This window comes from Rhizobium sp. BK529, from assembly GCF_014194105.1.
In the GTDB taxonomy this organism is placed as follows: domain Bacteria; phylum Pseudomonadota; class Alphaproteobacteria; order Rhizobiales; family Rhizobiaceae; genus Rhizobium.
This window is the reverse complement of record NZ_JACIAU010000001.1, coordinates 3,190,428-3,201,301: the sequence shown is the minus strand read 5'-3', so window position 1 is coordinate 3,201,301 and position 10,874 is coordinate 3,190,428. Positions and strand designations below refer to the sequence as shown.

Annotated in this window: 11 protein-coding genes and 1 tRNA gene; 2 read left to right on the top strand and 10 right to left on the bottom strand. The window is 56.9% G+C overall.

Annotation, left to right across the window (positions count from 1 at the left end; all coding sequences use genetic code 11):
- Window positions 1-97 precede the first annotated feature (97 nt).
- The 9 genes from FHX08_RS16070 to FHX08_RS16030 all read right to left on the bottom strand — a co-directional run bounded on the left by FHX08_RS16070 (window position 98) and on the right by FHX08_RS16030 (window position 8,723).
- On the bottom strand, window positions 98-733 hold the full coding sequence (locus tag FHX08_RS16070) for a GNAT family N-acetyltransferase (protein ID WP_132653001.1): 636 nt from the start codon (window positions 731-733) through the stop codon (window positions 98-100).
- Between the two features lie 10 nt (window positions 734-743).
- Window positions 744-1,775 carry an N-acetylneuraminate synthase family protein gene (locus FHX08_RS16065; protein ID WP_132653000.1) on the bottom strand — a complete coding sequence of 344 codons (1,032 nt, stop codon included), beginning with the start codon at window positions 1,773-1,775 and terminating at the stop codon, window positions 744-746.
- A 14-nt stretch (window positions 1,776-1,789) separates the two neighbouring features.
- A complete protein-coding gene (locus FHX08_RS16060) occupies window positions 1,790-3,571 on the bottom strand; it encodes a thiamine pyrophosphate-binding protein (RefSeq protein WP_132652999.1) in 1,782 nt (593 codons plus the stop codon).
- Window positions 3,572-3,585: 14 nt separating this feature from the next.
- On the bottom strand, window positions 3,586-4,065 hold the full coding sequence (gene fabZ, locus FHX08_RS16055; RefSeq protein WP_132652998.1) for a 3-hydroxyacyl-ACP dehydratase FabZ: 480 nt from the start codon (window positions 4,063-4,065) through the stop codon (window positions 3,586-3,588).
- Window positions 4,062-4,310: an acyl carrier protein gene (locus FHX08_RS16050; RefSeq protein WP_132652997.1), complete on the bottom strand. Its 249-nt coding sequence runs from the start codon at window positions 4,308-4,310 to the stop codon at window positions 4,062-4,064. Before FHX08_RS16050 ends, fabZ begins: the two co-directional genes overlap by 4 nt.
- Window positions 4,311-4,392: 82 nt before the next feature.
- A complete protein-coding gene (locus FHX08_RS16045) occupies window positions 4,393-5,601 on the bottom strand; it encodes an acyl-CoA reductase (protein WP_132652996.1) in 1,209 nt (402 codons plus the stop codon).
- On the bottom strand, window positions 5,585-6,673 hold the full coding sequence (locus tag FHX08_RS16040; protein WP_132652995.1) for an acyl-protein synthetase: 1,089 nt from the start codon (window positions 6,671-6,673) through the stop codon (window positions 5,585-5,587). The genes FHX08_RS16045 and FHX08_RS16040 overlap by 17 nt, the downstream gene beginning before the upstream one ends.
- On the bottom strand, window positions 6,670-8,124 hold the full coding sequence (locus tag FHX08_RS16035; RefSeq protein WP_132652994.1) for an AMP-binding protein: 1,455 nt from the start codon (window positions 8,122-8,124) through the stop codon (window positions 6,670-6,672). Before FHX08_RS16035 ends, FHX08_RS16040 begins: the two co-directional genes overlap by 4 nt.
- Before the next feature lie 514 nt (window positions 8,125-8,638).
- A tRNA-Leu gene (locus tag FHX08_RS16030) sits at window positions 8,639-8,723 on the bottom strand.
- A 167-nt stretch (window positions 8,724-8,890) separates the two neighbouring features.
- Between FHX08_RS16030 and FHX08_RS16025 the strand changes: the two genes are divergently transcribed.
- Entirely contained in the window at window positions 8,891-9,298 is a 408-nt protein-coding gene (locus FHX08_RS16025) for a BA14K family protein (protein ID WP_132652993.1), read from the top strand.
- Between the two features lie 3 nt (window positions 9,299-9,301).
- On the opposite strand, the gene FHX08_RS16020 is transcribed toward FHX08_RS16025, so the two are convergent.
- Window positions 9,302-9,595: a SelT/SelW/SelH family protein gene (locus FHX08_RS16020; protein WP_132652992.1), complete on the bottom strand. Its 294-nt coding sequence runs from the start codon at window positions 9,593-9,595 to the stop codon at window positions 9,302-9,304.
- A 182-nt stretch (window positions 9,596-9,777) separates the two neighbouring features.
- Here FHX08_RS16020 and FHX08_RS16015 point away from each other — a divergent pair, with 182 nt between their 5' ends.
- Window positions 9,778-10,827 (top strand): GH25 family lysozyme, encoded by a 1,050-nt coding sequence (locus FHX08_RS16015; protein ID WP_132652991.1) that lies wholly within the window; start codon window positions 9,778-9,780, stop codon window positions 10,825-10,827.
- The last annotated feature ends 47 nt before the right edge of the window (window positions 10,828-10,874 follow it).

Below are 10,874 nucleotides of genomic sequence, written 5' to 3'. Positions count from 1 at the left end.
GGGACTTTGGTTGACGTGGGGTAATCGTCGTCTTTACTTTGCGCGCAACAGATCGACCAGTTGCTTGGATAGCGAATATCTCGGGTGACTTCGTGCCTCAGCCCTTGCGGGTGGCTTCGACCCTGTAGCAATAGGAATTGTCGTTGCTGACCTCGCCCTTTTTCCCGATGTCCCAACGCGCTTCCCCATTGTGGTCGGACTTGATCAGTGGGTATTTCTCCCATAGGCCGAAACCCATTGCGCGGTTCAGCATGATCGCGGCGGCATTGGTCGTCAGCACGTAGCCGTAGACCGTACTGACCTTCGTTTTCTCGAAGAGCCAGTCGATCAGCGTTCTGCCGGCGACAGGCAGCAGTTTCGGATGTCCGCCACGTTCGCCGCGCATGGCGTTGTCGAGCAGCACCTCGTCATCCCTAAGATCCTTGAAGCCGAAATGGCCGATCAATTGGTCTTGTGAATAAATCAGGAACATCAGCTGTGTCGGGTTCTTAAAGACGACATTGGCGAGCCAGTTACGTGTGCGCTCCGCCGTCGCTGTGAAATGCGTCAGGAAGAAACCCATGTTCGCATTGCGCCATTCCGTCATCTTTTCGATGACATCGTGATCGTCGAGATGCCGGATAGTCAGTGGCACGAGCTTGCCGATCACCTCTCCTGCCTCGTCCTTCAGGTCGATGACGGCCGTGATCTTATTGTGCACGATGTCGTGGATATACTGCTGGGTCTCGTTCATCCGGCTGCCCCTATTCAAAATGGTCCGGCAGGATGACCTCGTCTGCCGCGAGATCGGTCTTCATCCGCTTGCCAATGAGTGTGTGCAGTTCGGTAGGAGCAATGCCGGTGCCCGGTCGCTTGGCGTCGAGATCGTCGGCGGTGAGCACTTCGCCCATCTTGAGCGCGCGCGCACTGATGACGCTGCGACGCATCTTTGGAATCTGGTCCTTTTCCGAAGGATTAAGAATGCGACCAGTTCCTCCAAGCGCCGCATGTACCGAGCGGCACGCCTCGATCATCCGCTTCATTTCATCAGGTTCGGTGGCCATCTGGTTGTCCATGCCAATGCGCGAGCTATCCAGAGTAAAGTGCTTCTCGATCGCGCAGGCGCCGAGCGCGATTGAAGCGGCTGGAATCTCGATACCGACGCTGTGGTCGGAATAGCCGATCGGATAGTTTGGGAATTCGCTGCGCAAGCCGAGGATGTTCTGTAGCCGGATCGTTTCCGGCGGGGCCGGATAAACCGATGTGCAATGTAAGATGATGATCTGTCTGTTGCCGGTTGCTTCGATAGCAGCAACCGCGCTGACAATCTCCTCAAGCGTACCCATCCCCGTCGACAGGATCAACGGTGTTCCCAAGCTGCCAAGATAGGTGAGATAAGACAGGTTATTCAACTCCATCGAGGCGATCTTGATGAAGGGCACCTTGCATGTTTCAACTAGGAAAGCAGCCTCGGCGCGCGAGTAGGGGGTCGAGGCAAAATCGATGCTAATCTTGCCAGCATATTCGGCAAGTTCGGCGAGCTTCTCGTCAGTCAGCGCAAACTTGTTGACGATGCGCTTTGCAATCGCGTTTTCGCGATAGTAGCTGCTGGCATAAAGCGAATCGGTGCTCCACGATTGGAACTTTACGCAGTCGCAGCCGGCTTCCTTAGCATGGTCGATCATTGATCGTGCGATCGTCAGGTCGCCGAAATGGCTGGTATTCAGTTCGGCAATGACATAGGGGGCGAGATAGTCGCCAATGACGCGGCCGCTGCGAAGGGTGATCGTTGCCATGATGTGCTCGCTGCTTACTGGTCGATGGGATCAATGACCATTTCTGAGAGGAAGAGGTCGCGGTCGAGGAATGGAATTTGATCCTCCAGCGGGCGGCGGACAAAACGCTTGTCCACTTCGCTGCGCGTCTGGCCAAGCTCGATATATTCCTGATCGTCGCGACCCATAATCTCGCAGAGTACCGGCCGATCTCGCTGCAGTAGGTCTCTGATGCCGACATGGAGCTCTTGCGGGCTCTCGATGCGGATGTAGTCGAGATCGAAGCAGTCTGCGACCTTTGAGAATTCGGGGCAGCTGACGCCGTTAGCCGGGTCGGTTCCGATTACACGCTTGCGGAAGAGATCCCGCTGGCGCCGCCTGATGATCGAATAGACGTTGTTGTTGATGACGATGATCTTGATCGGCAGCTTGTTGTAGCGGATCGTCTCCAGTTCCTGCAGGTTCATCATGATCGAGCCGTCGCCGATCACGGCGATTACTGGTTGGCCACTGGCATAGTAGGCGCCGATTGCGGCAGGCAGCGCAAAGCCCATCGCGCCTTGCATTGCAGGGTGCACACAGGTCATCCCATCAGAGAATTGCATGTTGGTTGGCAGAATGACTTCGTTCAGTCCGGAATCGGTGACCAGTGTCGATGGTTTCGGCATAAGCTCGGTCAGGCAGGCCGCAAGTTCGTAGAGGTCGACGCGTTCGGAATCGGTAAAAGCCGGCTCGACACTTGAAAATATGGCCTTCCAGTGCTGGCATTTGGCGATCCAGACCGGGTCGGCGGATGTGCCTTGTGTCTCATTCAGCCGCTTCAGGAAATCAGCGAGCTCTCCGTTGATGAACCGGTCGATTCGGACCGTTTCCTTGTCGTGCTCGACGGCATCGATATCGACCACGATGACCTTTGCGGCGCGGGCGAATTTGGAAAAATCCGGCCCTGTCGTCAGTGATGTCAGGCGGCATCCCAGCACGAGCAGCAGATCGGCGTTCTGTACGGTAAAGTTGCCTGCGCGCGAACAGCCCATCGAGCCGACCGATCCGATCGAAAGCACATTGGCGCTGCCGTAGGTGTCAGGTGCCGAGGCCGCGAATGTCACTGGAATGTTGCGGCTTTCGACGAATTGTCGGAATTCCGCCTCCGCGCCGCTGGAGCGTACGCCGCTGCCGATTAAGACGACTGGGCGCTTCGCCTCGGCAAGTGCGGCCGTCACGTTTTCGATATCGTCGGTCGATGCGGTTGGAAGGACCTGCGTCAGATCGGGCAGCGGAATTTTCTCCGGATCGATCTGTGCGCTCTGCAGGTCGAGCGGCACATCGATCCAGACTGGGCCTTTGCGGCCGGAATTCGCAAGTGCCAGCGCCGTCTCCATGGCCTCGACGATCTCCTCGCCGGAGGTGATCATGCGGGCATATTTGGTGATCGGCTGCACGATCGAGATGATGTCGGCTTCCTGCTGTCCGAAAGTGCGCAACGGAATGCCGGTGTAACGGCTTGTCTCTTTCAGGATGTTCTGGCCAGAGATGAAGATACAGGGAATGCCATCCTGCCACGCCGAGAGAACGCCGGTCAGCGTGTTGGTCGAGGCACAGCCAGTTGACACGAGGCAGGCGCCGATGCCGTGAGTCTCGTGTGCATAGGCGACCGCTGCGAAGGCAGCAGACTGTTCGTGGTGTACGGAAACCGCGTTGATCTCGGTATGCTTTGCCAGCGCATCAGTCAGGAAGAGTGCTCCGCGCCCGGTGACAAGGAAGACATACCCGATCCCCGCTTGCGAGAGGCGCTGCATTATGTAATCGGCAACTCTCATCGTATCAAAACATCTCAGGCGGTGCGGGGCTTGAACCGGTCCAGGATTTCCGGAATGGCGACGACTAGATCTGCACTGCAGGCAGGTTCGCCATCGACGAAGCTTTGGACAGAGCCCATGGCAAGGCCGCGTTTGAAGGAATTCAGCGTCGCGTCGATCTTCAGCACATCGCCAGGAACGATCTTGCGCTTGAACTTCACGTTGTTGACCGAGACGAAGTTCGTTTTCATGCCCTTATATTCCTCCATGCAGAGGAAGGTCATGATGAATGTTTGCGTCAACGACTCGATCTGCACGAAGCCCGGTACGTTCGGCTCATCGTCAAAGTGACCGGGGAAGAACCATTCATTGTAGGTGTAGCACTTCACGGCGGAGGCGCTCTTGCCCGGATCGACCGCGGTGACGCGATCGATCAGAAGGACCGGATAGCGGTTCCGTTGGTGGCGGATGATGCCGTTGATGTCGAAGGCGATCGAACTCGGTTCGCCGCTCATGCCGCCTGCTCGATGATGACGTCGTATTTGGCGAGAATTACCTGACCGGTCTCGTAGCTGGAGAATTCGATGATATCATCGATGTCCATCTCGATGCCGAAAGTCTCCTCAAGCGCCGCCATCAGAGCCATGTGGCCGACACTGTCCCAGGCTGCGGTCTCTTGATATCTCAGATTTCCCAGGTTTCCGGGCTCCAGCATGAAGGTTTCGGTGAAAGCCGCCTGATATTTCTCGCGGTTGCTCATAGTCTGATTTCCTCGCTCAAAGGCGTTCGGATCACATCGGAGATCTGAACGTTCAGACCGACTATGTCGCGCCTGCCTTGCGCTAGGCTGTACTGACGATCCGCGACAGTTCCTGAACGAGATTGTAGCCGTCCCAGATGACACCCATGTCCAGTGCCTTGCCGACCGGCACGATACGATCGATACCCGTCAATCCCTGTTCGATAATTTGCTGAACCAGGCCATCCCGGTCGACACCGAAGCTTGTCAGCGTCTGGTAGCGTTCACCGACGATCTCGGACAAGCAGCTTAAATCCTCGGTGATATATTCGTAGAAGAAGCCGTACTGGCCACGGTGGCGTTCGATATCGGCAGGCAGCGCGTTCAGGCTGACGCGATAGATCAGGTTGTCGTGCCGCCTGCTGCCGGTTGCTTCCGACAGCGTATTGGCCGCCCGGCAAAGATTGACGAACTTGTCGACGGCGTGGACGGGTGCAATGTTGTAGCGCTCTTGCAGATACTCGGCCATGGCCGACCAGAATCGATCCTTGGCTCGTTCGGCCTGCGCTTCATTTCCCTGCCAGATGACGAGATGCGGAGATGAGCAGGCATTCTGATCGAGAAGGAACGTATCGTTGAAGAAACCTCTGGTAAGTTCGGTTATCTCCCGGTCATCCGCGTCGACAACAGCCGCAGGGTTCATCAGGCAGAATGAATAGCGGTCGGCAAAGGCAATATCGACGCCGCGCGGATGCGTGGGAAGTTTCCGCAGATGGGTTATCGTCGCATCGCCCCCCCATAGCAGACGCGCCTGGCAATGGGCCGAAAGGATTCCGGTAATCTCGTCGCTGCGCGGATAGCGAATCAGGCGGTTCATTGCGCCGATCCTGCTATGCTCCGACATGGCGAAAAGCCTGTTGATCTCATCGCAGATGATCTCGACCTGCGGAAAGTCGGCTTCCGGAATGCGCACGATATTGGCGTTGCCGGCGAGCAGTCCGAAGGCAAAGGAAAAGGCAAAATTGACGGGAACGTTGGCGGGTGCGATGTGCAACACCAGGCCGCGGCCAAGGCGCGGATATTGCTTGCCGAAATCGCGAGACATCCTTGCGAGATTTGCCGACCTGCACCAATAGGCGAATGTCGCGATATCGGGATATTGGCGGCTTGCAGGCAAAGCCAGCAGCGCTTTTGAAAGAGCCGATAGGAAGTTCACCGCCTGCTCCGAATAGGGTGGCAGCGGTCTGCATTCCAGCACACTTAAGGCATCACCAACGCGAAGCGTGACGGGTAGTTCAGGAATTTGCTTCATATGTGTCGCTGCAGCCTCTGACCTCGGCCTTGGCGACGCGACCGGCCACAGAGAAATATTTGCCGAGTCGGCCGCATGGGCAGTTATCCTCGCCTTCGATCCGGCCGATATCCTCCGTCAGCAGCGCATGTCCGGGATAGCTGCGGGGGATGAGGGACATCACCTCAATCAAGCCGTTGCTTCCGGCTTCCAATGGCTGAAAGTCGGTGGGATCGCGAATAATGACATCGGCGTAGATCGGCGCGTGGAGATGACCTTCCTCGCATTCGAGAAAGATCGACCCGGTTTGCTCGACCATCCCGTAATAATTTACGATCCTGTCGATGCCCGTACATTCGGAAATGGCCGCCCGGAACTCCCTATTGCCGACGGCCTGATCCTGCAGCTTCTTCCATCCACCGCCATGCAGTACGATGCCATTGTCGAGCGCAAGGCGTTTTCCTAAGGCTTTCAACGGCGCGTAGAAATGCTGCCAGATCATGAAGGTAAAGCCGAACAGAAAAATTGGCTGATTCGGGTGGCGTTCGAGAAAGGCTTCGATGGCCGGTAGATCGAGCTGCATCTCATCGTTGAGCGCATAGGTCACGTCCTGGCCGAAAAAGGAAAAGCCGAGTATGCCGGCGCCGCGGGCCGAAAAGGCGTTTCTGTTGCGCAGAACGCTCGGTGAATCGATGACCAGCATCGGCAAGCGCTTCTTGCCAAGGAGCTCGGCCATCAGCCGGGAGAGCACCTTGCTCTGCAGCGCCGCTGTCTCCTTGTCGAGATAGATACGCGATACCTGTTGGCCGGACGTGCCCGACGATGTCATCGTCTTGAAAATCTGGTCCTTCTCGATACTCATCAGATCGAGTTCTTTGAACAGGCGGACCGGTATGAACGGAACGTCTTCCGGCTCGTCCACCTGCTCTTGCCCATCGTAGACGATATCGAGGATACGGCTGTATTCCCCACAGCGACCGCGATGCCATTCGGTCAGATCGCGCATTGCCTGCGTGAACGAATGGGATTTTTCAGCAGCATTCAACGAATAGGGCTCGAGATTAAGCCAGTGAGAATGATCTGGTCCACTCATATGAGCGCGTTTCCTGCGAGCAGCTTGAGCTGGCTATATAGAATTTTTCCGGCATCACTTCGTGGCACTTCGGCGATCGCATAGACGCTGACTGCCTTTGGATTGATTCCGAAATCCGAGGCGACTTTGCTCTTGATTAGCTTGCCTGCCTCGCCTGAACCTTGAGGAATATACACCTCAAGCATATCGTCCTGGCCGGCGCAAATAACGGTGTGACCGGCAGCCAGCAATTGCGCCTCGACATCCTGCAGGTTGATCCGATGACCGAACATCTTGAGGAAGCGCTTCAAACGGCCAACGATGTAATAATCTCCGTCTGAATCTCTGCAAGCAACGTCTCCGGTGCGCAAAACACCATCGCGCTGATCGCCGAGCGCAAGGTCTTGATATCCTTCGGCATACCCCATTGAAACATTGCGGCCCCGATAGACGAGCTCGCCAGCCACGCCCGGACCTTCGATTATTTCTCCGTCTTCGTTTTCCAGCCAGAACTCACCGCCTGGGATCGGTTGTCCAATGCTGCCGGCTTTTGCCTGCGTTTTCTCGGGCAACAGATAGGACATGCGGGCAGTCGCCTCCGTTTGTCCATACATGCTGAAATAACGGATACCCTTGCGCTCGCAGTGTTCAGCAAACTCCCGCGTCAGTTCCGGCTCCATGCGCGCACCGGCTTGCGTCAATGTCTTAAGGCTTGGCAGATCCATCAAGTGGAAGCGCAATTTCTTTAGCATTTCAAAGTGATAGGGCACACCGCCGAAGCTGGTTGCCCCGGCCGACTTCAGGAAGTCCCAAAAGCCTCGATCAAAAAAGGTCCTGTTTGTCAGCGCGATCGTGCTGCCCGCCAGTATGTGGCTATGCAGAATCGAAAGGCCAAAAGAATAGCTGGGCGGCAGCGTCGTGATCGGACGTTCGTCGGCCGTGATATCGAGATATCGCCCGATTGCAGCGGCATTGCTGAGCATGTTGTCGTGCGAAAGTCGGACGAATTTCGGTGTGCCGGTGCTGCCCGACGTGCTGAGCAGCAATGCCAGGGATTCATCCATGGGATAGGTCTCATCCTCTGCGGAGGCGACGAGGCTGTATCCCAAATGAGAGAGCAACACCCTTCCATCGACAAATTCACTGACGCGCTTCTCCGGAAGCCACGCAAAAGCCGGGCGATAGGCTGATACTAGGTTCTGGAATAGTGCAGGCGCTAGATTTGTCCCGAGCATGAGCGGAACAGCATCGACGGACAGCAGGCTGAGATAACCCGACAATCCACCCGGCTCGTTATCGCACATGCAAAACACGAGCCGACGACGGGTGTCGCGAAATGCGGAATTTTCGTTCAGGTGGTTTTGGCTCGAATAGGAGAGGTTTGTTCCATCATCGCAGTGAAACAGGATACGGTCCGCATGGAGCGAGAGGCTATCTCTCAGGCGAGAGATGTTTTGGATGGATGAGATCATCGAGAGGTTCACTCAGAGCTGCCCTTAGCGTCTCACCTTCCACAAGGCTCCGATTTGGCGTGTAGCCGCAAACGCGTGACCCTACCGGGAAGCGGATGTCATGCACCAGTTCCAGAGACCTTGATCGAGCGAGTGCCCGAATCAATAAGCCTAATTAGATATCGCGCTTATAGTATGCCCGCGCCATGAAGCCAAAACCACCGCGTGGAACGGACGGACGGCGAATTGTTGAAGAATGGCAGTTAGGATCGCACTGGAGACTAGAATAGCATACGCTTGATTTGCAGATTGGGCATGAGCCCGGCCGTATGCGCAGCGCGATACGCGTCGCGCGCAGCATCGAACGTCACGCCCCACATGATGGCGCTCAGAAGAAAGGCGATGATGTAGACCTGAATCCGCATGGAGCCATAGAAATGGAGCATATTGGCATATATGTGGCAATGTTGAAGCGGGCCGCTCTGGCCAGCTTCATGACAAAAGCTATTTTAAAACAAGCTATTTCGAAAGGAAATGGTGCCCAGAAGAGGACTCGAACCTCCACGCCTCGCGGCACAGGTACCTGAAACCTGCGCGTCTACCAATTCCGCCATCTGGGCGACGGAGAGCCATGTAAGGGGGTGGCTCTTTGCTGTCAACAGTGTTTTTGAAGTTTTGCTGACAGTGGGTGAAAAAGCTTCATGAGGTCTCTTATCGGCAGCGTGCCCTGCGGATGGCGCGGCCTGTTTCTCCGACCTATATAAGAGATATCGGAAAGGAACATGTCATGTTCGACCTTCGCTCTGCTCTTCTTGTCGGTCTACTTGCCGCGGTGCCTGTTGCTGAGGCCGGGGCCGCCTCGCCGTCGCTTGGGCCAGTCGATACGCGATCAACGATCTGCGATTATCGAGGCTGTTTTGGTTTCGGTCCGCAACAATGGCATCGCCCGGCCTATGTCCAGCCGAACTATCGCCCGCCGAATGCCGTCGGTCCGAAATATTATCAGCCGCCCGGCACACCGCCGCCGAGACTGACCTACGACCCGCCGCCGGTGCAGCGGGTGCAGCCTTCGGCTGACAATCAGACCCGCCATCAGCAATGGTGCCGGAACGAATATCGCTCCTACAATCCGCGTACGGATCGTTTCCTGACCTATGAAGGCATCTACAAGACCTGCAACTCGCCTTATAACTGACTGTCAGCTTTCCAGTGAGGCACGGTCGGTATGGCCGAGATCGCGGTTGGGCTCGATGATGTCGCGCACGCGCTGTTTGAGTTCCTTCGGCCCCGGAAAACCGCCATCCCGCTTGCGCTCCCAGACGAGATCGGCATTGACGCGGATTTCGAAATTGCCGCCGGTACCGGGAATGAGGGCCACCTCGCCAAGGCTATCAGTGAACGTCTGTAGCAGTTCCTGGGCCATCCAGGCGGCGCGGAGCAGCCAGTTGCACTGGGTGCAGTAGAGGATGGTGACGCGGGCTTTCTCGGTCATGGGAGGCTCCTTTTTTCAAGGGATCTAGGGACTCGCGAGAGGCCCCGCAATCCGCTGACGCCGAATCAGCGGACCGAAAGTTCGGATTCAGTCTTTTTTGATAATTTTCCGTTAGCTATTCCGGATTGGTGTTTTCACGGAATGGCTGAAGCACCTAGTTCATATTTTGCGTACGGGTGCTCATGCGTTCCACGGCTGTCCCAGCGATCCTCGTTGCCTGCCTCGCTCTGGCGGGTTGCTCGTCGGCTTCCGGTCCGGAAAGCCTCGCCACTGGCGTCACACCGAAGCCTTCGAAGGAAATCACGGCTTCCGTCACCCCGCCGCCGGCCCCTGTGCCGCAGGCTACCGTCGCCGCGGTTGATGGAGATGATGCGGTACCGCAGGCGAGCCTTGCCTGGGAAGCGCCCGTGCCGGAGCCGCGTGCCTTTTCGGCGATGACGCCTTCAGTTGTTTCGCAGCCCGGAATGCCGGTTCCGAGCGAACGCCCTGTCGAACTCGCAATGGCGGCGGCACCCGCCATCGAGTCGCCGACTCGCGGACGCTCGCGTGTCTATGGCTATGGTTTCCGCGATGCCAAGCCGATCAATTTCGGCAAGATCTCGCCGCGTAAGCTCGCCGTTCACGGCGTCGATGTTTCCCGCTGGCAGGGTAACATCGATTGGGAAACGCTCAGAACCCGCGGTGCGAATTTCGCCTTCATCAAGGCCACGGATGGCGGCGACCATCTGGATCCGATGTTCAAGACCAATTGGCGGGGCGCCAAGGAGGCCGGCATCAAGCGCGGCGCCTATCACTTCTTCTACTGGTGCCGCACAGCCGGTGAACAGGCCGACTGGTTCATCCGCAACGTCCCCCGCGATGCGGACGCATTGCCGCCGGTGATCGATGTGGAATGGAACGGCGAATCGAGCTGCAAGGTCAAGCTTTCGCGCGCCCGCGTGCTCGAAAAGATGCAGGTCTTCATGGACAAGATCGAGCGCTACTATGGCAAGCGTCCGATCATCTACACGGCTCCGGATTTCTATGCCGACAATCTCGAAGGCGCCTTCCCGAACCATCACTTCTGGCTGCGTGCGGTCGCGCAGCATCCTTCGAAGGTCTATCCGAACCGCAAGTGGCTCTTCTGGCAATATTCCGGCTCCGGCCTCTCGCACGGTGTCGAAGGCCGCATCGACCTCAATGTCTTCCGTGGCAGCGAGGAAGAATGGCACCGCTGGGTGGCCGGGCTCTAAAAGGAAAAGGCCGGCTCAGCGGCCAGCCTTTTCTTTCATATTCTATG